Source organism: Streptomyces subrutilus, assembly GCF_008704535.1.
GTDB lineage: Bacteria > Actinomycetota > Actinomycetes > Streptomycetales > Streptomycetaceae > Streptomyces > Streptomyces subrutilus.
Genome location: NZ_CP023701.1, coordinates 2,709,743 through 2,733,446, shown reverse-complemented (window position 1 = coordinate 2,733,446; position 23,704 = coordinate 2,709,743). Strand labels below are relative to the sequence as shown.

The following is a 23,704-nucleotide window of genomic DNA, read 5'->3' as shown; positions in this document are numbered from 1 at the left end:
CCCGATGGTCCCGGTGTGGTCCCGGACCGGCTCCGCCGCCGGTCCCGGACCGCCGTCAGACCGCGGGGCGCTTGAGGCGCGCGACGAACTTGTAGCGGTCGCCGCGGTACACCGAACGCACCCACTCGACCGGCTCCCCGTCGGCGTCCAGCGAGTGCCGGGAGAGCATCAGCATCGGCAGCCCGACGTCGGTGCCGAGCAGGCCGGCCTCGCGCGGGGTGGCGAGGGAGGTCTCGATGGTCTCCTCCGCCTCGGCGAGCCGTACGTCGTACACCTCGGCGAGGGCCGTGTAGAGCGAGGTGTACTTGACCAGCGAACGGCGCAGCGCGGGGAAGCGTTTGGCCGAAAGGTGCGTGGTCTCGATGGCCATCGGTTCGCCGCTGGCCAGGCGCAGCCGCTCGATGCGCAGCACCCGCCCACCGGTGGTGATCTTGAGCAGCCCGGCCAGGGTGTCGTCGGCCGTCACGTATCCGATGTCCAGGAGCTGTGAGGTCGGCTCCAGGCCCTGCGCCCTCATGTCCTCGGTGTACGAGGAGAGTTGGAGCGGCTGGGAGACCTTGGGCTTGGCCACGAAGGTGCCCTTGCCCTGGATGCGTTCGAGGCGGCCCTCGACGACGAGCTCTTGGAGCGCCTGCCGGACGGTGGTCCGGGAGGTGTCGAATTCGGCCGCCAGGGTGCGCTCGGGCGGCACGGGCGTGCCCGGCGGTAGGGTCTCGGTCATGTCGAGCAAGTGCCGCTTGAGTCGGTAGTACTTGGGTACACGTGCCGTGCGGGTGGCCGCCCCGCCTTCCGGCTCCGTGATCGCCCCTTCGGTGGCCATCGCCGCCCGCCTTCCCGACTCCAGTTTCGCTGCCGTCACCGGCTCCTCCGATATGTGCGGTCACATCGTGACACGTGCGGGGGGACAGGCCTTCTCTCTCCCCAGGTGTCGGTCCGATAACGGACCGATCACCCGCTCATTAGACCCTTGACACCCCTAAAGGTCTAGGCCAAGCTCCAGCTACTGGTCTAAACCAATCATGGATCAGATCCCGGCCCCACGGGCAGTACTTGGTACGTACGTCACCACGTTGGGCGAGGGAAGTTGCAGGCAGCATCCCTGAGGAGGGTGGCGTGAAGCGCAAGCTCATCGCGGCGGTCAGTGTCGCGGGCATGATGGTCGGAGTCGCGGCGTGCGGCAACGGCGGCGACGACAAGGGCAAGACCGACGCGGGCGGCGCCAAGGAGATCACCGTCTGGGTGATGGACGGCTCCGCGCCGAAGGCCTGGCTCGACGAGGTCAACAAGGAGTTTTCGGCCAAGCACCCCGGTGTCACGGTCAAGGTCGAAGAGCAGAAGTGGACCGGCATCCAGGAGAAGGTCACCACGGCCCTCTCCGAGAACACCCCGCCGGACGTCATCGAGCTCGGCAACACCCAGACCGCCGGCTACGCGGTCACCGGCGGCCTCGCGGACCTGACCAAGGACAAGGCCAAGCTCGGCGCCGACGCCTGGCAGAAGAGCATGCTCGCCTCGGCCGAGGTCGACGGCAAGCTCTACTCCGCCCCCTGGTACGCCGCCAACCGCGTCGTCATCTACGACAAGAAGGCCTTCGAGAAGGCCGGCGTCACCGCGCCGAAGACCCGCGACGAGTGGGTGGCCGGCCTGGAGAAGCTGAAGGCGGCCGACCCGGCCTCGCAGGCGCTCTACCTCCCCGGCCAGAGCTGGTACGTCCTGGCCGGTCTGATCTGGGACGAGGGCGGCGACCTCGCCGTCAAGGACGGCGACAAGTGGAAGGGCGGGCTGGGCACTCCGCAGGCCGCCTCCGCCATCGAGTTCTACAAGAAGCTCCAGTCCTTCTCCACCGCCCCGAAGGACAAGGACGAGGCCAACCCGCAGCAGTCCACCGACATCATCCCCAAGGGCGGCGTCGCCTCGTGGATCGGTCTCGGCTGGGAGGCCGGCGGCGCGGAGAAGGCGCTCAAGGACGCGGGCAAGGAAGCCGACTTCGGCTACTTCCCGATCCCGGGCAAGACCGCCGACAAGACCAGCACCGTCTTCCTGGGCGGCTCGAACCTCGCGGTCGCCGAGCGGTCCAAGAACAAGGAGCTCGCCAAGGAGTGGCTGGCCCTCGCCGCAGGCAAGGACCAGATGACCAAGTACGCCGCCGAGACCAAGGGCGCGCTGCTCCCGAACCAGGCCGGCGCGAACTTCGCCGCCCCCGCGGGCTCCTTCGCCGAGGCCATGGCCAAGGCCGGCCTCAACGGCAAGATCACCCCGGTCACGGCCGGCTGGGCGAACGTCGAGACCGAGCCGAACCCCATCAAGGAGTTCATGACCAAGGTCCTGAACGGTGAGGACCCCGCCAAGGCGGGCGCGGACGCGGACAAGGAAATCGCGAGCCGCATCAACAAGTAGTCCCACCCCGCAGGATCCGCAGGACCCAGCAGTGTGAACGCACCGGGGGGTGCGGCAGGCGCCCCGCGCCTGCCGCGCCCCCGGTCGCGCATTTGACTCCACAGTCAACCGCGAGGAAGCCAAGACATGACCGTGCACTCCCAGGGAGCGGCGACCAGCGCTCCACAGGACGCACCACCGAAGTCCGCCGGACGGCCGAAGGCGCCCACGACCGCTCCAGGCTCCAGCCATCCGGTTCCTCCTCGCGGGGGCAGAAAGTCGCTCCCCTCGGGATGGCTGCCCTACCTGCTGATCGGGCCCGCGATCCTCAGCCTCGCGGTCCTCCTGCTGTACCCGCTGATCAAGAACGTGATCCTGTCCTTCCAGGACATCAACAAGGTCGAGTTCATCCAGCGGAAGTACCCCTTCGCCGGGTTCGACAACTACACCGAGCTCCTCGGCGACTCCACCTTCTGGACCGTCGTCGTCCGAAGCTTCGCGTTCACCCTCGCGAACGTCGCACTGATCATGGCGCTCGGCAGCCTGATCGGCATCCTGCTCAACCGGCTCGGCAAGTGGATGCGCCTGGTCCTGTCGATGGCGCTGGTGATGGCCTGGGCCATGCCGATCGTCGCCTCCGTCCAGGTCTTCCAGTGGCTGTTCGACGAGCAGTTCGGCGTCATGAACTGGGTGATGCGCACCGTCGGCTTCTCCGGATACGACCGGCACAACTGGTTCGAGACCGGCCTCTCCACCCTGACGATCGTCACCATCCTCGTCGTCTGGGGTTCCATACCCTTCGTCGCCCTGAACATGTACGCCGGACTGACCACGGTCGGCGGCGAACTGTACGAGGCCGCCCGGATGGACGGCGCCAACGGCTGGCAGACCTTCTGGAAGATCGTCTTCCCGAACCTCAAGCCCTTCTTCCTCATCACCACCTTCCTTGAGGTGATCTGGGTCTTCAAGGCCTTCACCCAGGTCTACGCGATGAAGAAGGGCGGCCCCGACCGCGCCTCCGAGATCCTGCCCGTCTTCGCCTACGTCGAAGGCCAGAGCCAGGCCCACTACGGCCTCGCCGCCGCGATCTCCGTCCTGACGATCGTGATCCTCGTGATCGTCATGTCCTTCTACTTCCGCCTGATCCTGAAGCAGGAGGAGGAGCAGTGAGCACGACCACCGCCCCGAAGCCCGCGCCGTCCGCCCCCGCGGCGACCGCGAAGCCCGCGCAGAAGCTCCGCACCCGCCGGCCGCTGCGCCCCGGATCCGTCGTCAAGAACGTCGGCGCGCTGCTCCTGGCCCTCGTCTTCGTCTTCCCGGTCTACTGGATGTTCTCCTCGGCCCTCAAGCCGGCGGACCAGATGCTGACCAAGGACCCCGTCTTCGTCTTCACGCCGACGATGGACAACTTCGCCAAGGCCACCGGCGTCACCAACTTCTGGACGTACGTCACCAACAGCGTCCTGGTCACCGTCGGCGCCGTCGTCCTGGCCCTGCTCGTCGCCCTCGCCGCGAGCTTCGCCATCGCCCGGATGAAGTTCAAGGGCCGCAAGGGCCTGGTCCTGACCGTGATGATGGCCCAGATGGCCCCCTGGGAGGTCATGGTCATCGCGATGTACATGATCGCCCGCGACGGCGAGATGCTGAACAGCCTCCCGCTGCTCACCGCGATCTACTTCGTGATGATCCTCCCCTTCACCATCTGGACCCTGCGCGGCTTCATCGCCGCCGTCCCGGTGACCCTGGAAGAGGCCGCCCAGATCGACGGCTGCACCCGCGGCCAGGCCTTCCGCAAGGTGATCTTCCCCCTGCTGGCCCCCGGCCTCATGTCCACCTCGCTCTTCGGCTTCATCACCGCCTGGAACGAGTTCGCGATGGTCCTGATCCTGAACAAGGACAAGACCGCGCAGACCCTGCCCCTGTGGCTGACCGAGTTCATGACCGCCTTCGGCAACGACTGGGGCGCCACCATGGCCGCCTCCTCGCTCTTCGCGGTCCCGGTCCTGCTCATCTTCGTCTTCCTCCAGCGCAAGGCCGTCGGGGGCATGACCTCCGGCGCCGTGAAGGGATAACGGCCCCATGACTGTCCTTGCGCAGCACACCGATACGGTCACGCGCGACGCGCTCGCCGTCCTCCAGCCCGGCTTCGAGGGCACCACCGCCCCCGCCTGGGTGCTCCGCCTCGTCGGCGAGGGCCTCACCTCCGTCGGCCTCTTCGGCCGCAACATCGTCTCGGCCGGGCAGCTGTCCGCGCTCACCGCGCAGCTGCGCGCCGAGCGGGACGACATCCTGGTCGCCATCGACGAGGAGGGCGGCGACGTCACCCGCCTGGAGGTCCGCGAGGGCTCGTCCTTCCCGGGCAACCTGGCGCTCGGCGCCGTCGACGACACCACCCTGACCCGGGAGGTCGCCCGCGAGCTGGGCCGGCGCCTGGCCGAGTGCGGTGTCAACCTCAACTGGGCCCCGTCCGCCGACGTCAACTCCAACCCGGACAACCCGGTGATCGGCGTACGCTCCTTCGGCGCCGACACCGGGCTCGTCGCCCGCCACACCGCCGCCTACGTCGAGGGCCTCCAGGCCGCCGGCGTCGCCGCGTGCACCAAGCACTTCCCGGGCCACGGCGACACCAACGTCGACTCGCACCACGCGCTGCCCCGCATCGACGTGGACCTCGACGTCCTCCAGGCCCGCGAGCTCGTCCCCTTCAGGGCGGCCGTCGCGGCCGGCACCAAGGCCGTGATGAGCGCGCACATCCTGGTGCCCGCCCTCGACCCGACCCGGCCGGCCACCCTCAGCCCGCAGATCCTGACCGGTCTGCTGCGCAAGGAGCTCGGCTACGAGGGACTGATCGTCACCGACGGCATGGAGATGAACGCCATCGCCGGGACGTACGGCATCGAGCGCGGCTCGGTCCTGGCCATCGCGGCCGGCGCCGACGCCATCTGCGTCGGCGGCGGACTGGCCGACGAGGGCACCGTGCTGAGCCTGCGCGACGCACTGGTCGCCGCCGTCCGCGAAGGCACCCTCCCCGAGGAGCGGCTCGCCGACGCCGCCGCGCGGGTCCGGGCACTCGCCGAATGGACCCGCCGGGCCAGGCCGGACGCGCAGCCGGAGGGGAGCCGCGCGTCCGGCATCGGCCTGACCGCGGCCCGCCGCGCCCTCGCCGTGACCGGCACGCCGACCGCGCTCACCGCCCCGTACGTGGCCACGCTGGCGCCCGTCGCGAACATCGCGGTGGGCGACGAGACCCCGTGGGGCGTGGCCGCGCCGCTGGCCGAGCTGCTCCCGGGCACCACCGCGGGCCTCTACGGCGAGGGCGCCCCGGCCGCCGAGATCCTGGCGGCCGCGGGGGACCGCACGGTCGTCGCGGTGGTCCGCGACGCCCACCGCCACCCGTGGATGGCCGAGGCCCTCGACGCCCTGGTGGCGGCCCGCCCGGACACCGTGGTCGTCGAGATGGGCCTGCCCCGCGCGGAGCCCCGCGGCGCCCTCCACATCGCCACCCACGGCGCCTCCCGCGTCTGCGCGCGGGCGGCCGCGGAGGTCATCGCCGGGGCCTGACCGCCCCCGGCGGCGACCGCCCGGACCCCCGTGCCCCTGGACTGCGAGTCCGGGGGCACGGGTGCTTGCGCGTACGGGCGCCGCCCGCAACGGCGCCCCGGGAACGCGGACGGGCCGGTGCTCCCCCGGGTGGGGAGCACCGGCCCGTCGTGGGCCCCGGGGCCTACAGACCCTGCCAGGAGGGCTTGTCGGCGTACGTGTGGCGGAAGTAGTCGGCCAGCTTCAGCTTCGAGGCGGCGGCCTCGTCCACGACGACGGTCGCGTGCCGGTGCAGCTGCAGCGCGGAGGCCGGGACGAGCGCGGACAGCGGGCCCTCGACGGTCTGCGCGACGGCCTCGGCCTTGCCCTCGCCGGTGGCCAGCAGTACCAGGTGGCGGGCGTCGAGGATCGTGCCGATGCCCTGGGTGACGACGTGGTGCGGCACCTGCTCCAGGTCGTCGTCGAAGAAGCGCGCGTTGTCCACGCGGGTCTGCTCCGTCAGCGTCTTGATGCGGGTGCGGGAGGCGAGCGAGGAGCACGGCTCGTTGAAGCCGATGTGCCCGTCGGTGCCGATGCCCAGCAGTTGGAGGTCGACGCCGCCGGCCTCGGCCAGTGCCAGGTCGTAGGCCTCGCACGCGGCGACGATGTCCTCGGCGGAGCCGTCGGGGCCCATGAAGGAGGACTCGGACAGGCCGAGCGGCTCCACGACCTCGCGCAGGACGACCGCGCGGTAGGACTCGGGGTGCCCGGCCGGCAGGCCGACGTACTCGTCGAGCTGGCAGATCCGCGCCCGGGAGGCGTCGACCTGGCCGGCCCGGACCTTGGCGGCGAGGGCTTCGTAGACGGGCAGCGGGGTAGAGCCGGTCGCCACGCCGAGCAGGGCGTCGGGCTTGCGGCGGACCAGTGCGGCCATGGCCTCCGCGATGAGCTCGCCGCCTGCCTTGGCGTCCGGGACGATGACAACTTCCACGCGGGGCCTGCCGATCTGAGAGGGGTCTGGGCATTGTGGTATAGACCAATCTAGCAGAAACGCTCCTCCCGCGCCCGGGTCCGGGGGCCCTTCCCATGGTGTTCCGCTTTGTCCGCCCCGGCCTGCGGAACGGTCTTCTCCGTCCGGGAGCGCGGGTGCGGGGCCGCGTCCGGCGCCGACCCCGGACCAGGGCCCGGGCGCCGGCACCCCCGGCCGCCGCGCGGCCTCCGGGGGCGGGCGCACCCTCTTCGAGGAGGCCGTGACGGCCCGCGGGGCCTTCGCCGGACGCCGATGCGCGGGCCCGGGCCCGCCGCGCGGGTGGCCGCGCTCCTGGGAATGCCGCAGCGGGCCCCGGCGGGGTCGCCCGGGAGGAAGGGGAAGCGGTGCGGGCACCGGCCCTGCGGGCCCGGTCCGAGCGGCTGTGGTGCGCGGGAGGCGCATCGCCGCGGACGTCAGCGGCGGCGCTTTCCTCTGGGCCACGGTGCAGGACGGGACCCTCGGCCCATCCGGCACCGTAGCCCGGAGTACTTACGGCCGACGGGTGTGCGGTTCCCGAAGGCCGGTGGGAGGTTCCCGCGCGGTCAGGGCAGAGCGCGCGGCTTACCTCGATCCGTCCTCCTGTGCGGGGAGGACGGAAGCCTGATGCAATTGTGGACTAGACCATTCTCTTCTGTCCATCCAATGACGGCCCTAGGATTCCCGTCACTTCCTCCAACACTACGCGGCCCCGTACGGTCCTGGGTACTCCTGCGCGTTCCCGTGCGGAAAGTCATCGGGCGTACCCGGGGTACGCTCGCCCCGTGCCCTCCATGAACGACCTCGTACGCCAGCACACCGCTCTCAGTGAAACCGACCTGGAGTGGCTCCACCTGCTGGTCTCGGAGTGGCAGCTGCTCTCCGACCTGTCCTTCGCCGACCTCGTGCTGTGGGTCCCCACCCTCGACGGCAGCCGGTACGTCTCGGTCGCCCAGATGCGCCCGAACACCGGTCCCACCTCCTACCAGGACGACATGGTCGGCCACCTGGTGCCCCGCGGCCGCCGCCCGCTCCTCGACGCCGCGCTCGACGAGGGCCGCATCGTGCGCGAGGGCGACCCGGAGTGGCGCGAGGAGGTGCCGGTCCGCGTCGAGTCGATCCCGGTGCGCCGCGAGGGCCGGGTGCTGGGCGTGATCGCCCGCAACACCAACCTGCTCACCGTGCGCACGCCGAGCCGGCTGGAGCTGACCTACCTCCAGTCCGCCTCCGACCTGGCGCAGATGATCGCGGCCGGGTCCTTCCCCTTCCCCGGCCAGCAGGTCGACATGGACGCCTCCCCGCGGGTCGGCGACGGACTGATACGGCTCGACGCCGACGGGGTGGTGACCTACGCCTCCCCGAACGCCCTCTCCGCCTACCACCGCCTCGGCCTCGCCTCCGACCTGGTCGGCCAGCACCTCGGGGACACCACCACCGAACTCGCCCCCTCCCGCGGCCCCGTGGACGAGGCCCTGGTCAAACTCGCCAGCGGCTGGGCCCCCCGGGAGACCGAGGTCGAGGGCAACGGCGGGGTCATCCAGCTGCGCGCGATCCCGCTCAAGCCCAAGGGGACCCGCATCGGCTCCCTCGTCCTGTGCCGGGACGTCACCGAACTGCGCCGTCGCGAACGTGAATTGATCACCAAGGACGCGACCATCCGGGAGATCCACCACCGGGTGAAGAACAACCTCCAGACCGTGGCCGCGCTGTTGCGCCTCCAGTCCCGCAGGATGGATTCGCCCCAGGGGCGCGAAGCGCTCAACGAGGCGGTGCGCCGGGTCGGTTCGATCGCCATCGTGCACGAGACGCTGTCCCAGAACCTGGACGAGCGCGTCCAGTTCGACGAGATCGCCGACCGGGTGATCGCCATGGTCTCGGAGATCTCGCCGGGCCGGGTGGAGTGCCGGCGCACCGGGCGGTTCGGCATCCTGGACGCCGAGGTCGCCACCCCGCTGTCGATGGTGCTGACGGAGATCCTGCAGAACGCCCTGGAACACGCCTTCACCCAGGGGGAGGGCGGCACGGTCGAGGTCGCCGCGACCCGTACCGGCGCCGGCCGCGCGGACGGGCGGCTGCTGATCACCGTGCTCGACGACGGCTGCGGACTGCCCGAGGGGTTCGACCCGCAGCGGGCCGGCAACCTCGGGCTCCAGATCGTGCGGACCCTGGTCGAGGGGGAGCTCGGAGGCACGTTCGACATGCTCCCGGCCCGGCCGCGCGGCACCAGGGTCGTCCTCGACATACCGTCCAGCCCGCAGAAGTAGCCGCCGTACGGTCCGTCACCCAGCGTGACGGACCGGGTGCGGGGTGGGCGGGGGGAACGGACCCCGGACAGCACCGAGCCCCGGACCGAATGTTCCCGGTCCGGGGCTCAAGAGCACGTTGCTAAGCGCTCATACGGGTACTACGCGCTGCGCGTCGAGGCTCGAAAGTCGTTATCAGGCGCTGGCGTTGCGCGCCCGGTTGCGAGCGGCGCGGCGCTTCATCGCGCGGCGCTCGTCCTCGCTGAGACCGCCCCAGACGCCGGAGTCCTGGCCGGACTCAAGCGCCCACTGCAGGCACTGCTCCATGACGGGGCAGCGGCGGCAGACGGCCTTGGCTTCCTCGATCTGCAGCAGCGCAGGACCGGTGTTGCCGATGGGGAAGAAGAGTTCCGGGTCTTCCTCACGACAAACGGCGTTGTGACGCCAGTCCATGGCTGCTCCATCTCCTTGTATTACGGGCAGGTTGCTTGTGAATGTGAACGCTTTCACGAATCCCCCCGTGAGGGAAGGGCAACTGCCCGGTTGCCCGGGTAGGGGCTTTGATTCGTGGAGGGGTTCTGGCGATCTTTGCGGGTGCCGGGTTCTGCGGGCTGTCCCGACCGCCATGTAGAGATTCGCAAACCTCGGACGGGGATACAACCCCTTCCGGAAAGTTTTTTTTGATTCGTCGGTGTCTACTAGGTCACAGCCCTAGTTCCTGGGGGTGGACCAGCGTGTAAACGTTCGAGTGAAAGGACTTTAGGCCCTTCCACTCACACAATCACACGCAGTGCACGGCGTACGCCTGTGAACTGAACGCTGGTGCGCAGTCCGAGATGGTCGCCGTCCATCTGGAACGGAAGGGGGACCTTGGAATGCAAGGTGAAGTCGGTCAGATCGTGCAGAGACACCGCGTGCTTGCCGTGCGGACCCCGCTCAGGAGTCGAGGTCAGGAGCTGTGTCGCGTACCGGGCCACCGCCGGAGTTGACAAACGGTTGAGCGCCAGTACGTCAAGCGCGGTGTCGAACGAGGCCTCCGGGGAGGCGTAAAGCGGGCGATTCCCCAGATACGTCCACGGTGAGGTGTTGCACACTATCGACAGCACCAGATCCGTCACCGGATCCGCGCCCGGACGCTCCAGCGTGACCGTACCGTGCCGGCGGTGCGGTTCTTCGAAGAACTGCCGAAGAAGCTGGCGCACGTACAGGGCGTGCGTCGAACGCTTGCCGCGTTCCCGCTGCTGCTCGACCCGTCCCACCACACCCGCGTCGAAGCCGAAGCCCGCGCAGAACGTGAACCAGCGCGCCGGCACCGACTCGTCCTCGGTGCCCGGGGTGCCGGCGGCCAGGCCCAGCCCCACCGTCCGCTCGCGCTGCTCGCGCAGGGCGTCCAGCAGGGCGCCGGTCGCCTCGACCGCGTCGTTGGGCAGGCCCAGCGCCCGCGCGAAGACGTTGGTGGAACCGCCGGGGACCACCGCCAGCCGGGGCAGCCGCTCCGGATCGGGCCCGTCGTGCAGGAGCCCGTTGACCACCTCGTTGACCGTGCCGTCGCCGCCGAGGGCCACGACCAGGTCGAGCCCGTCGTGCGCGGCCCGGCGCCCCAGGTCCCGGGCGTGCCCCCGGTACTCCGTGGTGACCGCCTCCAGCTTCATCTCGCTGGCCAGGGCATGGGTCAGGACGTCGCGCGTGCGCGCACTGGTGGTCGTCGCTGCTGGGTTGGCCACGAGAAGTGCACGCATGACCGCCAGAGTACCCACCCGGTCATATGCGGGGCCTACTGGCCGTCCCGTCCGCCCTCCGGGCCGCGCCGCTACCCTGCTGGGGTGAGTGAGAAGCAGCCCCAGAATCCCCCCGCGCCCGTACCCGAGCCCGCCGCCGGGGCCGCCGCGCTGCCCGGTCGGCTGACCGCGGCCGCCGTGCTCACCGCCCTGGAGGGGCTGGCACTGGCCGGGCTCGGCGTCTACATGCTGTACGTCGGCATCGCCGGCCGCCCGGACTCGCCCCGGCAGGCCGAGCTCGTCGGGCTCACCCTGCTCGCGCTCGCGGCGCTGCCCCTGGCGGCCGCGCGCGGGCTGCGCCTGGGCCGCCGCTGGAGCCGCGGCCCGGCGCTGACCACGCAGCTGATGGCGCTGCCGGTGGCCCTGACCCTCTACACCACGGGCGGCGCGATGATCGCCGCCGCGGCGGCACTGGCCGCGGCCGTGGTGGCCGTCGTCGTGCTGCTGGTGAACCCGACGGCCACGCGGGCCCTGGGGATCGGGCCCCGGGAAGAGGCCCGATGACCCGTACGGGTCCGCTCACTCCTCGACGAGGAGCTTCTCGCGCAGCTGGGCCAGGGTGCGGGCCAGCAGCCGGGAGACGTGCATCTGGGAGATGCCGACCTCCTGGGCGATCTGCGACTGCGTCATGTTCCCGAAGAACCGCAGCAGCAGGATGCGCTTCTCCCGCGGCGGCAGCCCCTCCAGCAGCGGCTTGAGGGACTCGCGGTACTCGACGCCCTCCAGCGCCTCGTCCTCCGAGCCGAGGGTGTCCGCGACCGCCGGCGACTCGTCGTCGGTGTCCGGGACGTCCAGGGACAGCGTGCTGTAGGCGTTGGCGGACTCCAGGCCCTCCAGCACCTCCTCCTCGGAGATCCCCAGCCGTTCGGCCAGTTCGTGCACCGTGGGGGAGCGGCCGTGCTGCTGGGAGAGTTCCGCGGTGGCCGTGGTCAGCGAGAGCCGCAGCTCCTGCAGGCGCCGCGGCACCCGTACCGCCCAGCCCTTGTCGCGGAAGTGGCGCTTGATCTCGCCGACCACGGTGGGCGTCGCGTACGTGGAGAACTCCACCCCGCGGTCCGGGTCGAACCGGTCCACGGACTTGATCAGGCCGATGGTGGCCACCTGCGTCAGGTCGTCCAGCGGCTCACCGCGGTTGCGGAAGCGCCGCGCCAGGTGCTCGACCAGCGGCAGGTGCATCCGCACCAGCCGGTTGCGCAGTTCGGCCTTCTCCGCCGAACCGTCCGGCAGCGCCCGCAGCTCGATGAACAGGGCCCGCGCGCCGCTGCGGTCGCGCGGGTCCGGGAGGGCCGGGGTCACCGGGAACACCGGCGCCGGCACCACCGGGGCCGTGGCAGCGGCCTCCGGTGGCCGGGATGGCTGTGGTTCTTCGTGCTGGTTGTCGCTCATAGGGCCCGCCCGTCGCTCCGCCGAGTCCGAAAAGCCGTCGTCCGCATCCGAGTCGGCCGGGTGCGGCCGGGCGTGCTGCTGCTCCGGGATGCTGCCGTCGACCGCGTGCCGCACCCGGGGGCGATCCCCGCCCCGCACCGGGACCTCCCCGCCGCTCACGCCGGCCCTGGTCCCGCGCCGCGCTGTTTGTAGAGGCTGATGCTCACCGTCCGGTTCTCCTCGACCGTGGCCTCGACCTTGCCGGCCAGCGCCGACAGGACCGTCCACGCGAACGTGTCGCGCTCCGGTGCGCGCCCGTCGGTGGTGGGCGCCGAGACGGTCACTTCCAGCGAATCGTCGATCAGCCGGAAGACGCAGCTGAGGACGGAGCCTGGCACGGCCTGCTGGAGCAGGATCGCGCAGGCTTCGTCCACCGCGATGCGGAGGTCCTCGATCTCGTCGAGGGTGAAGTCCAACCGTGCCGCGAGGCCGGCCGTGGCCGTTCGGAGCACCGACAGGTAGGCACCCGCAGCGGGCAGCCGGACTTCCACGAAGTCCTGGGTCCCGGGCTCGCCTGCGATCTGGGACACCCTCACCTCCAAGGTGGTACGAGCTCTGTTCGCCGGTGACGCTATCGCGATCCGGGCGATCGTGTCGCGGCACCCCTCGCGGCGCCCGCTCAGAGCACCCTCGTCCACGGCCAGTGACTGATGGTAAGCCCACGGGTACGCACAGTGGCTAGGGGTCTGCGGGGTCCAAATCAGGGGAACCGGCGGAGGGTTGACCTACCCCGGCTCAGACGATCGAACCGTCGACAAAACACCACCGCCAGGTCTCGCCCGGTTCGAAGCTGCGCATCACCGGATGGCCGGTCTGTTCGAAGTGTGCCGTGGCGTGCCGGTAGGGGGACGAATCGCAGCAGGCCACGCGTCCGCACTCCAGGCACATCCGCAATTGCACGGGATGGCTGCCCAGCGCCAGACATTCGGGACAGGTCCGGTCAGACGGGACCGGCTCGGGGCGCGGCAGTTCGGCAACGTGGGTGCACTCGCTCATGATGGCCAGCGTACGACCAGCGCGGGCGTGTTCGACGGATGAGGGTGGATCTTCGATGGAGGTATTGCCGCTGGTGGCACTGGTGGCCGGCAGTGCGGTCGTGGCGGGGCTGGCGCGCCGCACGCCGGTGCCGGCGCCCCTGCTGCTGGTCGCGGTGGGGCTGGTGGCCGCGTACGTCCCGGGCGTGCCGCCGTACGCCCTCGACCCGCACATCGTGCTGCCGCTGCTGCTCCCGCCCCTGCTGCACACGGCCGCCGTCGACAGCTCGTACCTGGACCTGAGGGCGAACGCCCGCCCCATCGCGCTGCTGTCGGTGGGGTACGTGCTCTTCGCGACGATCGCCGTCGGGTACGTGACCTACCTGCTGGTGCCCGGCCTGTCGCTGCCGGTGGCGCTGGTGCTGGGCGCGGTGATCGCACCGCCGGACGCGGTCGCCGCCACCGCCATCGCCCGCAAGCTGGGCCTGCCGCACCGGATCACGACCATCCTCCAGGGCGAATCCCTGGTCAACGACGCCACCGCCATCACCGCCTACAAGGTGGCCCTGGCGGCGGCGGTCGGGGTGAGCGCCGGCTGGGCGGGCGGCATCGCCGAGTTCCTGCTGGCCTCGGTCGGCGGCGTCGGGGTGGGCCTGCTGCTGATGGTCCCGATCCACCAGCTGCGGACGCGGCTGAAGGAGCCGCTGCTCCAGAACACGCTGTCGCTGCTGATCCCCTTCGTGGCGTACGCGGCCGCCGAGCGGGTGCACGCCTCCGGGGTGCTCGCGGTCGTGGTGGTGGCCCTGTACCTCGGGCACCGCAACTGGCAGGTCGACTTCGCCACCCGGCTCCAGGAGGAGGCGGTCTGGAAGGTCGTCGCCTTCGTCCTCGAATCGGTGGTGTTCGCGCTGATCGGGCTCCAGCTGCCGGTGGTCCTCAGGGGGCTGGCCGAGTACTCGGGCCCGGAGGCCGCCTGGTACGCGCTCGCGGTGTTCCTCGTGGTCGTGGCCGCCCGCTTCCTGTGGGTCTTCCCCGCGACGTTCCTGCCGAGGCTGCTGTCGCGGCGGGTCCGCGAGCGGGAACCCGACACCACCTGGAAGGCGCCGGTGATCGTGGGCTGGGCGGGGATGCGCGGGGTGGTCTCGCTGGCCATCGCCTTCTCCGTGCCGATGAGCGTCCCGCACCGCAACCTGATCCTCTTCCTGACCTTCACCACCGTCATCGGGACGCTGGTGGTGCAGGGGCTGACCCTGCCGCCGCTGATCCGGCTGCTGCGGCTGCCGGCCCGGGACGCGCACGCCGACACGCTGGCGGAGGCCCAGGCGCAGAGCGAGGCCTCGCGGGCGGCGGAGGAGCGGCTGGGGGAACTGCTGGAGGAGCCGGCCAACAGCGCCCTGCCGCCGCCGCTGGCCGACCGGCTGCGCACGGTGCTGGAGCGGCGCCGCAACGCGGTGTGGGAGCGGCTGGGCGAGGTCGACGCGGTCACCGGGGAGTCGGCGGACGACGTGTACCGGCGGCTGGCCCGGGAGATGATCGAGGCCGAGCGCGAGGTGTTCGTGGCCCTGCGCGACCAGCGCCGGATCGACGACGAGATGCTGCGGGCGCTGCTGCGCCGACTGGACCTGGAGGAGGCGGCCGCGTACCGGGAGGAGACCTGACGGCGCCCGCCCGCCCTCACGGGCGGCCGGTGACGACCGCCGTGAGGGCGGTGCCGCGGGGGAAGGCGCCGGCGGCGGCGAGGTCGGCCAGGGCCCACAGCAGCTTGGCCACGTAGATCCGCTCGACCGGGACGCCGTGGCGGGCCTCGAAGTCGGCCGCGAACGCCTCCAGGGCGGCCGGTACGCGGGCGTAGCCGCCGTGGTGGTAGCCCTCGGCCAGGGTCCACGACCCGGCCGGGCCGCCGAAGGCCCGTTCCTGGAGGGAACGTATCTCCGCGTCCAGGAAGCCGCCCGCCAGCACCGGTACGCCCAGGGCCCGCTGCTCCGGGTCCAGTCCGGCGGCGAGGCCGGCCAGGGTGCCGCCGGTGCCGCAGGCCACCGCGGCCACGTCGGTGAGTCCGCGCAGCTCCCGGCCCAGTTCGGCGCAGCCGGCGAGCGCGAGCGGGTTGCTGCCGCCCTCGGGGACGGCGTACGCGCCCGGGGCGCCGGCCTCGGCGAGCAGCCGGTCGCGCACCTGCGGGTCGGCCTTGGCGCGGTAGTCGGAGCGGGGGACGAAGTGCAGCCGCATGCCGTCCGCGGCGCAGCGGGCGAGGGAGGCGTTGAGCGGCCGGCCGGCCAGCTCCTCGCCGCGGACGATCCCGACGGTCCGCAGTCCGAGCAGCCGCCCGGCGGCGGCCGTGGCCCGCAGGTGGTTGGAGTAGGCCCCGCCGAAGGTGGCCACGGTGTCGTGGCCGCCGGCGAGGGCGGCCCGGAGGTTCGGGGCGAGCTTGCGCCACTTGTTCCCGGAGGGGTGCAGGTCCACGGGGCCCAGGGCGTCCGCGTCCCACGGCAGGGTGGTGTGGATCAGGTCGTCCCGCTTCAGCAGCAGCCGGACCCCGCACCGCTCGAACCGCTCGTCGCGGACCTCCCGCAGCGGGGACGGCGGGCGCGGCTGCAGGAGCACGCCGAGGTGCCCGGGAGGATTCACCCGCCCATTGTGCGCCGTGCCCCGGCGGGCCGCCGGGGCACGGCGGGGGCTACTTGAGTCTCTCCGTGACGCGGGCCCGCATGGAGTCCATCGTGAAGCCCCGGGGGTCGATCTTGCCCGGCTGCCATTCCAGGTGGCCGATCACCGAGCGGGCCGTCCAGCCGTGGAAGCGGCAGATGGCCGCCGCCGCGCGGGCGATGGCGTCGAGCTGGGCCGGCGGCCAGGGGTCCTCGCCGTCGCCGAGGTTCTCGCACTCGAAGCCGTAGAAGGCGCGGTTGCCGTCGGTGTCGGCCTCGTTGTCCGGCGGGAGGCGCTTCTCGGCGATGACCGCCGCCAGGACGTCGGAGTCGCCCGCGCCGGCGTGGTTGGCGCGGCCGTAGCCGACCAGGTGGACGTGGCCGTCCTTGGCGATGACCCCGTGGCAGAGCGGGCCCGGGAGGTCGGAGCGGCCGTCGCGGCAGAGCTGGACGGTGAACGCGGTGCCGCTGGTGACGGTGTGGTGGATCATCACCCCGTGCACGGGCCCCCAGGGGCCCTTCTGGTTGCGGTTGTGGGTGCGCCAGGCGCCGACCTCGACGACGGTCAGGCCCTCGTTCCGCAAGGCGTGGACGAACTGGTCCGCGGACATGGGTGCGGCCATGTACGCCTCCTTCGTGCCGTGCGGGACGGGCACCGTGTGTGCACGGCCCGCTACGCTCCGGTGTAGTGGAGGCTCGGCTTCCGGCGCTAGTGCCCTCGTACGGTGTGCGAGCCGATCCGGACAGGCCGGATCGGCCCACCCGCCCCACGCGTCACGCGGAGGCCAGCCACAGGTCGGGTCCGAAGACCTCGTAGTGGATGTCGGCGGCCGCCACGCCCTTGGCGAGGAGCTGCTCGCGCACCGACCGCATGAAGGGCAGCGGTCCGCAGAGGTAGGCCTCGGTGCCGGGGGCGACCGGGACGTCCGCGAGGTCGAGGCGGCCCGCGCCGTCGCCGGGCCCGGCCGACTCCTCGTACCAGAACCGCGCCGTGGCGTCGGCGAGCTTGTGGGTCAGCGCGCGGTGGTCGGCCCGCAGCGGGTGGTCGGCCGGCGAGCGGTCGGCGTGCAGGACGGTGACCGGGGCGCCGTGCCCGGTGTCGGCGAGGTGTTCCAGCATCGACAGCATCGGGGTGCAGCCGATGCCCGCGGACGCGAGCAGGACCGGGGCGGCGGAGTCCCGCAGGACCAGGTCGCCGTGGGGGAGGGAGACCCGCAGGGTGTCGCCGACGGCGACGCGGGCGTGCAGGTGGTGGGAGACCTCGCCGTCCGGGCCCGCGCCGGCCGGCCCGTGGACCCGCTTGACGGTGATCGCGCGGACCGGGGAGCCGGGGGCGGTGGAGAGGCTGTACTGGCGGATCTGGCGGGCGCCGTCGGGGAGTTCGACCTGGACGGAGACGTACTGGCCGGGCAGGTGGGCGGGGGCCGGGGAGCCGTCGGCGGGGGCGATGCGGAAGGTGGTGCAGTCCGCGGTCTCCTCGGTCCGGCCGGTGACCGTCCACTCCCGCCAGACGTCGCCCGCGGCGACCCGCCGCCCGGCGTACAGCCGCTCCTCGATGGCGACGAGCGCGTTCGCCATCAGCCAGTAGACCTCGTCCCAGGCGGCGGCGACCTCGGGGGTGACGGCCTCGCCGAGAACCTCGGCGATGGCCTCGAAGAGGTGGCGGTGGACGACCCGGTACTGGTCGCGGGTCACCCCGAGGGAGGCGTGCTTGTGCGCGATGCGCCGCAGCATCACGTCGGGGCGCTGGTCCGGGTGGGCGACCAGGTGCGTGGCGAAGGCGGCGATGGAGCCGGCGAGCGCCCGCTTCTGGAGGCCGGCGTTCTGGTTGCCCCGGTTGAACAGGTCGCGCAGCAGCTCCGGGTGGGCCGCGAACAGCTTCGCGTAGAACAGCTCCGTGATGTCGCCGATCGCCGCGCCCACGGCGGGGAGGGTGGCTCGGACGGTCGCGGTCGACTGCTCGGAAAGCATCGGGACTCCTCGTTGAATGTGCATCTGAGATGCGTATTTTTGGGTGTGCCGCACCGGGGTGCGTCCAGATGTCTGGGTGGACGTACGTTCGAGTCGGCATTCAGGGGCGGCATGGCGGGGCGGCGGCCGACGCGAACCGGCCAGGGGGCCCCGCGGTGCGGGCGGCCGTCAGGCGCGGGCGGCTCCGGACGGCGGGCCGGCCGAGAGGCCCAGGAGGATCGGCCCGGTCGGCGCCGCCACCAGGTCGTTCACGGTCAGCGGGTCCAGTGAGGCGAAGAACGCCTCCTGGGCCCCGCGCAGCGCGCCGCGCAGCAGGCACGCGGCGCGCAGCGGGCAGGGTGCGGCGCCCTCGCAGTCCACGACGTCGCCCGCGCCCTCCAGTTCGCGCACCAGCCCGCCGACGGAGGCCGAGCGGCCGGCGCCGGTCAGGGCCAGCCCGCCCCCGCGGCCGCGCCGGGCCTCGACCAGGCCGAGGTGCTGCAGTCTGGCGACCACCTTGGCGGTGTGGGTGTAGGGGACCTCCATGGTCGCGGCCACGTCGCGGGTGGTCGGAAGGTCCGCGTCCTCGACGGCGAGGCGCATCAGGACGCGCAGCGCCAGATCGGTGAACCGGGTCAGCCTCATGGAACCACCGTAGATAACTTGCATATGATCTGCAAATTTAATCGCGGAGGGTCCGCGGTCCGGTGTGCCGCCGCCGTCTCGGGATGGCCGAAAAGCGCCGGTCCGATGGGGCGTGCGGAGTGAAGTGACCCGAGACAGTGCCCCGCGCACGCGGGAATTAGTCCCATCCTTTTGTGTAATGGTCCCACCACGCCCCGTGCTGGAAAGCTGCGTCCCGCAGACCCATGGAGTGATCGAAAGGGAAATACATGTCGGTCCAGGCAGGTTCCGAATCCGAGACCCAGGCCCCGCAGCGCAGTCTCGGGACATCGGCCGCACGGAACTTGGCAACCACGACCAAGTCCGCGCCGCAGATGCAGGAGATCACCTCGCGGTGGCTCCTGAAGACGCTCCCGTGGGTCTCGGTGCAGGGCGGTACCTACCGCGTCAACCGCCGCCTGAGCTTCTCGGTCGGCGACGGACGCGTCGAGTTCATCAAGACCGGCACCCAGGTCCAGGTCATCCCCGCCGAGCTCGGCGAGCTCCCGCTCCTGCGCGAGTACGAGGACCTCGACGTCCTCGGCGAACTCGCCCAGCGCTGCCAGCAGATCGACTTCGAAGCCGGCCAGGAGCTCACCTCCTTCGGCAGCCCCTCCGACCGGGTGTACCTGCTGGCCCACGGCCGCATCGACCAGATCGGCCCCGGCCCCTACGGCGAGGACGCCGTCCTGCGCACCGTCGCCGACGGCGCCTACTTCGGCGAGGACGCCCTCTCCGACGACGAGGCCATCTGGGAGTACACCGCCCGCGCCGCCACCTCCGGCACCGCGCTCGTCCTGTCCCGGCAGGACTTCCAGCTCCTCGCCGACCGCGTCGAGTCGCTGCGCGCCCACGTGGACGCCGTACGGACCCAGCCCGCCCAGCGCACCAACAAGTACGGCGAGGCCGCGATCGACCTCTCGGCCGGCCACCAGGGCGAGGCCGTGCTCCCGGGCACCTTCGTGGACTACGACGCCCACCCGCGCGAGTACGAACTCTCCATTGCGCAAACGGTCCTGCGCGTCCACACCCGCGTCGCCGACCTCTACAACCAGCCGATGAACCAGACCGAGCAGCAGTTGCGGCTCACGGTCGAGGCGCTGCGCGAGCGCCAGGAGCACGAGATGCTCAACAACCGTGACTTCGGCCTCCTCCACAACGCCGAATACGACCAGCGCATCCAGCCCCACGACGGCGCGCCCAGCCCCGACGACCTGGACCAGCTGCTCAGCATGCGGCGCGGCTCCAAGTTCTTCCTCGCCCACCCCAAGGCCATCGCCGCCTTCGGACGCGAGTGCAACCGGCGCGGCCTGTACCCCGAGACGGTCGACCTCGGCGGCCACCGGGTGCCCGCCTGGCGCGGGGTGCCGCTGCTCCCGAGCAACAAGATCCCGATCAGCGACGCCCGCACCACCTCCATCCTGTGCATGCGCACGGGCGAGGAGGAGCAGGGCGTGATCGGCCTGCACCAGCCCGGCATCCCCGACGAGATCGAGCCGAGCCTGTCGGTCCGCTTCATGGGGATCAGCGAGCAGGCCATCATCTCGTACCTGGTCACCGCGTACTTCTCCGCGGCGGTCCTGGTGCCGGACGCGCTCGGTGTCCTGGAGAACGTCGAGATCGGCCGCTGGCACTGAGCCGGGCGGCCGGAGAGCACCGGGGACACGCCGTGGCAACCACCGAGGCCATCACGACCGGCGAGGGCCAAGAGGCCGCCGCCCTGTTGGAACGCACGAGAGAAACGGTCAACCCGGAACTGCGCCGGACGGTCGAGAGCCTGCCCGGTTCGATGCGGCGCGTGGCGATGTACCACTTCGGCTGGGAGCAGGCGGACGGGACACCGGCCGCGGGCAACGCCGGCAAGGCCATCCGGCCGGCCCTGGTGCTCGCCGCCGCCCAGGCCCTGCGGGGCCAGGACGGCGGGGCGGCGGACGAGGCCGTACGGGCCGCGGTCGCCGTGGAGCTGGCGCACAACTTCACGCTGCTGCACGACGACGTCATCGACAAGGACGCCCGACGGCGCGGCCGCGCCACCGCCTGGACCGTCTTCGGGATACCGGACGCGATCATCACGGGCGACGCGATGATGGCGCTCGCCCTGCGGCTCCTCGCGCAGGACCCGCACCCGGCCGCGGCGGCGGCCTCGGCCCGGTTGTCCTCCTGCGTGATCGAGCTGTGCGCGGGACAGCAGGCGGACTGCGCCTTCGAGGTGCGGCCGCACGTCTCGCTCGACGAGTGCCTGGCCATGGCCACGGCCAAGACCGGCGCCCTGCTGGGCTGCGCGTGCGCGCTCGGCGCGCTCTACGCGGGGGCCGGCCCGGACGAGGTCGACGCGATGGACGCGTTCGGGCGGGAGGCCGGCCTGGCCTTCCAGCTGATCGACGACCTGATCGGCATCTGGGGGGACCCGGGGCACACGGGCAAGCCCGCCGGGGCCGACCTGATCGCCCGGAAGAAGTCCCTCCCCGTCGTGGCCGCCCTGACCTCGGGCACCGCGGCCGGGGAGGAGCTGGCGGCCCTGTACGCCGGACCCATGACCGGGGACGACGTGCACCGGGCGGCCGAGGCCGTGGACCGGGCCGGCGGCCGCGACTGGGCGCAGGCCCACGCGGCGGACCGGATGGGCCGCGCGGTGCAGCAGCTGTCGCGGGCGGTCCCGGACCTCGGGGCGGCCGGCGGGTTGCTGGCGCTGGCCGAGTTCGTCACGCGCCGCACGAGGTGACGGCCTCGCGCGCGGCCCCCGGGCTGCGCGCGCGGACCTGGCGCACGGCCCGTTTCGACACCGCATGGTGCCGGAACGGGCCTTACGCGGCTGTGGGCCCAACTCTAGGATCACTCACGGTTGTTGACGCACGAGTGAAGGGTGTGCCCGATGGCGCTGGAGATACGTCAGGCGGACGAGTCGGACCGGGACGCGGTGGCGCGCCTGCTCGACGAGGCATTCCGCAGCGATCCGGTGAGCAGCTGGGTCTTCCCGGACCCGGAGCACCGGGCCGCGGTGCACGCGAAGTTCCTGGGCGTCTTCGTGGACGTGGCCCTGGCCGAAGGGCGCGTCGACTACGCGGCCGACGGCTCGGCGGCCGCGCTGTGGCTGCGGATCCCGGCGGGCGAACCCGAGGGCGAGGACGAGGTCCCGGCCCGGATGCGGGCGGTCGCCGACCCGGACAACGAGCGGTGCGAGCTGGTCGGCCGGATCACGGGCGCGGTCCATCCGACCTCGGAGGAGCACGAGTACCTGCTGATGATCGGCGTGTCCCCGGGCCGCCAGGGCGAGGGGCTCGGCAGCGAGCTGATCCGGCCGGTGCTGGAGCGCTGTGACCGCGAGGGCGTACCGGCGTACCTGGAGGCGAGCAGCGAGCGCAGCAGGGGCCTGTACGAGCGGCTGGGCTGGGAGTTCACCGGCGAGGCGGTGCGGCTTCCCGACGGGCCGACGATGTGGCCGATGTGGCGCAAGCCGCGCGGGTGAAACGGCGTTGCCGAACCACTGCGGGCGAAGTAGTTTGATCGACGCGCCCCGGTGCGGTGGCGCGGCCGAACGGAAGGGAACCGCTTGCGGACGCTCACGTACTACGTGGCCACCTCCGTCGACGGGTTCATCGCGGACCCGGACGGGGACGGGGACTTCCTCGGCGCCTACCTCGACCCGGAGTACCTCGCGTACCTCACGGCCGAGTACCCGGAGACCATCCCGACCGCCGGCCACGCGTCCCTGGGCGTCGACCTCTCCGGTGCCCGGCACTTCGACACGGTGCTCATGGGGCGGCGCTCGTACGACCCGGCCCTGAAGGCGGGCATCACCAGCCCGTACGGCCACCTCGGGCAGTACGTGGTCACCCGGTCGATCACGGTCGCGCCGGACCCGGCGGTGGAGCTGGTGAGCGGGGACGTCGTGGCGCGGGTGCGGGAGCTGAAGGCCGAGGAGGGGCTGGGGATCTACCTCTGCGGGGGCGCGGACCTGGCGGCCCAACTGGTCGAGGAGATCGACGTCTTCGTCGTCAAGACGTACCCGGTGTTCGCGGGGCGCGGCATCCCCCTCTCGCGGGCCGGGTTCGCACGGCGCGACCTGGAGCTGACCGGGGTCAGGAGCTTCGGCGGCGGACAGGTCGTCACCACGTACGCGCGCAAGCGCTGAGCCGTCGGGTCCGGCGCGGAGCGCGGCCGGGCGGGCCCGTCGGGTCCGGTCGTGGCCGTCGGGCCGGGAGCGCCCGCACCGCGGGCCGGGCACGTGGGGTGCACGTGTCCGGCCCGCGGGAGGGATCGGCTGACGCCGGGGACTAGCCCTTCGAGCCCAGGCCCGAGGCGACCAGGCCGTTGGCCCACAGCTGGTTGACGCGCGAGCGCTCGGCGCTGTTCGGGTTGGGGTTCTGGCAGGAGGTGCCCGGGCCGCCGCCGGACATCAGCTCGCTGCACGGGCCGGAGTAGTGGTCCGGCAGGCCCAGCACGTGCCCGGTCTCGTGGGCCGTGACGCGGGTGGAGTTGTACTGCTGGTTCTGCCGGTAGTCGAGGAAGATGTAGCCGCGGCCGTGGCCGTCCGTGCTGGCGTACGAGCCGCGCGAGTCGTTGCCCTCCCGGTACGAGAAGTTGCCGCCGGTGGACACCTCCTGGAGCTTCACGTTGGTCACCGAGCTGTTCCAGATCTGCGTGGAGCTGGCTATCTGGGAGCGGAAGCTGGGCGCGCTGCGGGTGTTGTACGTGACGGTGACGGCCAGGAGGCCCGGGTTCGCGGCGCGCTGCTCGGCGACCGAGCGCTGCACGGCCTCGAAGAAGGCCTTGGTGGCGGCCTGGTTCTCCGCGGAGCGCTCGTACGCGGCGTAGCCGGCGGAATCGGCGGCGGTGGCGGGCGCCGCGGTGGCGGTGGGGGCGATGCCGCCGAGCGTGGCGGCGAGGCCGAGACCGACGGTGGCGGCCAGAACGGCCTTGCGGGAGTGGCGCATGTGGGGGAGCTCCTACTCGTCCGGTGCGGTGGGGGGTGGGTCGTTCGGTACCGGAGTCTGGGGGAGCGGACGGGCCCGGCGGATGATGTCACTGCCCGATAGCGCGGACCTATCGGGAACTTTTCGGTAGGCCGACTGGAGTGAGAATGGCGGGATTCGGGGGGCTATCGGCGGCTGGTGCGGTCCACCGCAAG

Annotated in this window: 23 protein-coding genes; 11 read left to right on the top strand and 12 right to left on the bottom strand. The window is 71.9% G+C overall.

The window, feature by feature from the left end; all coding sequences use genetic code 11:
- Positions 1–55 precede the first annotated feature (55 nt).
- A complete protein-coding gene (locus CP968_RS11605) occupies positions 56–820 on the bottom strand; it encodes a GntR family transcriptional regulator (RefSeq protein ID WP_150521865.1) in 765 nt (254 codons plus the stop codon).
- 293 nt (positions 821–1,113) lie between these two features.
- Here CP968_RS11605 and CP968_RS11600 point away from each other — a divergent pair, with 293 nt between their 5' ends.
- From CP968_RS11600 to CP968_RS11580, 4 genes are all read left to right on the top strand, one after another.
- On the top strand, positions 1,114–2,397 hold the full coding sequence (locus CP968_RS11600) for an extracellular solute-binding protein (protein WP_150517937.1): 1,284 nt from the start codon (positions 1,114–1,116) through the stop codon (positions 2,395–2,397).
- A gap of 126 nt (positions 2,398–2,523) precedes the next feature.
- Positions 2,524–3,546: a carbohydrate ABC transporter permease gene (locus tag CP968_RS11595; protein ID WP_150517936.1), complete on the top strand. Its 1,023-nt coding sequence runs from the start codon at positions 2,524–2,526 to the stop codon at positions 3,544–3,546.
- An 83-nt stretch (positions 3,547–3,629) separates the two neighbouring features.
- Positions 3,630–4,448, top strand: coding sequence for a carbohydrate ABC transporter permease (locus CP968_RS11585; protein ID WP_229886766.1), 819 nt, complete (start codon positions 3,630–3,632; stop codon positions 4,446–4,448).
- Positions 4,449–4,455: 7 nt separating this feature from the next.
- Positions 4,456–5,937 carry a glycoside hydrolase family 3 protein gene (locus CP968_RS11580; protein WP_150517935.1) on the top strand — a complete coding sequence of 494 codons (1,482 nt, stop codon included), beginning with the start codon at positions 4,456–4,458 and terminating at the stop codon, positions 5,935–5,937.
- A gap of 163 nt (positions 5,938–6,100) precedes the next feature.
- On the opposite strand, the gene nagB is transcribed toward CP968_RS11580, so the two are convergent.
- Positions 6,101–6,886 carry a glucosamine-6-phosphate deaminase gene (gene nagB / locus CP968_RS11575; protein ID WP_150517934.1) on the bottom strand — a complete coding sequence of 262 codons (786 nt, stop codon included), beginning with the start codon at positions 6,884–6,886 and terminating at the stop codon, positions 6,101–6,103.
- Between the two features lie 809 nt (positions 6,887–7,695).
- On the opposite strand from nagB, the gene CP968_RS11570 reads away from it, so the two are divergent.
- A complete protein-coding gene (locus tag CP968_RS11570; protein WP_167536929.1) occupies positions 7,696–9,165 on the top strand; it encodes a sensor histidine kinase in 1,470 nt (489 codons plus the stop codon).
- Between the two features lie 174 nt (positions 9,166–9,339).
- On the opposite strand, the gene CP968_RS11565 is transcribed toward CP968_RS11570, so the two are convergent.
- Both CP968_RS11565 and CP968_RS11560 read right to left on the bottom strand, forming a co-directional pair.
- On the bottom strand, positions 9,340–9,597 hold the full coding sequence (locus CP968_RS11565) for a WhiB family transcriptional regulator (protein ID WP_003953983.1): 258 nt from the start codon (positions 9,595–9,597) through the stop codon (positions 9,340–9,342).
- Positions 9,598–9,917: 320 nt separating this feature from the next.
- Positions 9,918–10,883 (bottom strand): diacylglycerol/lipid kinase family protein, encoded by a 966-nt coding sequence (locus CP968_RS11560; protein ID WP_150517932.1) that lies wholly within the window; start codon positions 10,881–10,883, stop codon positions 9,918–9,920.
- A gap of 84 nt (positions 10,884–10,967) precedes the next feature.
- Here CP968_RS11560 and CP968_RS11555 point away from each other — a divergent pair, with 84 nt between their 5' ends.
- Positions 10,968–11,426, top strand: coding sequence for a hypothetical protein (locus CP968_RS11555; protein WP_150517931.1), 459 nt, complete (start codon positions 10,968–10,970; stop codon positions 11,424–11,426).
- Positions 11,427–11,441: 15 nt separating this feature from the next.
- On the opposite strand, the gene CP968_RS11550 is transcribed toward CP968_RS11555, so the two are convergent.
- From CP968_RS11550 to CP968_RS11540, 3 genes are all read right to left on the bottom strand, one after another.
- Positions 11,442–12,446, bottom strand: coding sequence for an RNA polymerase sigma factor SigF (locus CP968_RS11550; protein ID WP_373304100.1), 1,005 nt, complete (start codon positions 12,444–12,446; stop codon positions 11,442–11,444).
- 17 nt (positions 12,447–12,463) lie between these two features.
- On the bottom strand, positions 12,464–12,877 hold the full coding sequence (locus CP968_RS11545; protein ID WP_030012703.1) for an ATP-binding protein: 414 nt from the start codon (positions 12,875–12,877) through the stop codon (positions 12,464–12,466).
- A gap of 205 nt (positions 12,878–13,082) precedes the next feature.
- On the bottom strand, positions 13,083–13,343 hold the full coding sequence (locus CP968_RS11540) for a UBP-type zinc finger domain-containing protein (protein WP_150517928.1): 261 nt from the start codon (positions 13,341–13,343) through the stop codon (positions 13,083–13,085).
- A 55-nt stretch (positions 13,344–13,398) separates the two neighbouring features.
- Between CP968_RS11540 and CP968_RS11535 the strand changes: the two genes are divergently transcribed.
- Positions 13,399–14,979, top strand: coding sequence for a Na+/H+ antiporter (locus CP968_RS11535; RefSeq protein WP_150517927.1), 1,581 nt, complete (start codon positions 13,399–13,401; stop codon positions 14,977–14,979).
- A 16-nt stretch (positions 14,980–14,995) separates the two neighbouring features.
- On the opposite strand, the gene CP968_RS11530 is transcribed toward CP968_RS11535, so the two are convergent.
- From CP968_RS11530 to CP968_RS11515, 4 genes are all read right to left on the bottom strand, one after another.
- Entirely contained in the window at positions 14,996–15,946 is a 951-nt protein-coding gene (locus CP968_RS11530) for a 1-aminocyclopropane-1-carboxylate deaminase/D-cysteine desulfhydrase (protein WP_150517926.1), read from the bottom strand.
- A 49-nt stretch (positions 15,947–15,995) separates the two neighbouring features.
- Complete coding sequence (locus CP968_RS11525; protein ID WP_167536792.1) at positions 15,996–16,586, bottom strand: peptidoglycan recognition protein family protein; 591 nt, start codon at positions 16,584–16,586, stop codon at positions 15,996–15,998.
- Between the two features lie 151 nt (positions 16,587–16,737).
- Positions 16,738–17,934, bottom strand: coding sequence for a globin domain-containing protein (locus CP968_RS11520; protein ID WP_150517925.1), 1,197 nt, complete (start codon positions 17,932–17,934; stop codon positions 16,738–16,740).
- A 168-nt stretch (positions 17,935–18,102) separates the two neighbouring features.
- Positions 18,103–18,558 (bottom strand): RrF2 family transcriptional regulator, encoded by a 456-nt coding sequence (locus CP968_RS11515; RefSeq protein ID WP_150517924.1) that lies wholly within the window; start codon positions 18,556–18,558, stop codon positions 18,103–18,105.
- 248 nt (positions 18,559–18,806) lie between these two features.
- Between CP968_RS11515 and CP968_RS11510 the strand changes: the two genes are divergently transcribed.
- The 4 genes from CP968_RS11510 (at position 18,807) to CP968_RS11495 (ending at position 22,708) form a co-directional block, all read left to right on the top strand.
- Positions 18,807–20,213 carry a family 2B encapsulin nanocompartment shell protein gene (locus tag CP968_RS11510; RefSeq protein WP_150517923.1) on the top strand — a complete coding sequence of 469 codons (1,407 nt, stop codon included), beginning with the start codon at positions 18,807–18,809 and terminating at the stop codon, positions 20,211–20,213.
- Positions 20,214–20,245: 32 nt separating this feature from the next.
- Positions 20,246–21,298, top strand: a complete 1,053-nt coding sequence (locus CP968_RS11505; RefSeq protein WP_150517922.1) for a family 2 encapsulin nanocompartment cargo protein polyprenyl transferase — start codon at positions 20,246–20,248, stop codon at positions 21,296–21,298.
- A 150-nt stretch (positions 21,299–21,448) separates the two neighbouring features.
- A complete protein-coding gene (locus CP968_RS11500) occupies positions 21,449–22,042 on the top strand; it encodes a GNAT family N-acetyltransferase (RefSeq protein ID WP_150517921.1) in 594 nt (197 codons plus the stop codon).
- A gap of 84 nt (positions 22,043–22,126) precedes the next feature.
- A complete protein-coding gene (locus CP968_RS11495; RefSeq protein ID WP_150517920.1) occupies positions 22,127–22,708 on the top strand; it encodes a dihydrofolate reductase family protein in 582 nt (193 codons plus the stop codon).
- A gap of 142 nt (positions 22,709–22,850) precedes the next feature.
- Here CP968_RS11495 and snpA read toward each other — a convergent pair whose 3' ends face one another.
- Entirely contained in the window at positions 22,851–23,510 is a 660-nt protein-coding gene (gene snpA / locus CP968_RS11490) for a snapalysin (protein WP_150517919.1), read from the bottom strand.
- Between the last annotated feature and the right edge of the window lie 194 nt (positions 23,511–23,704).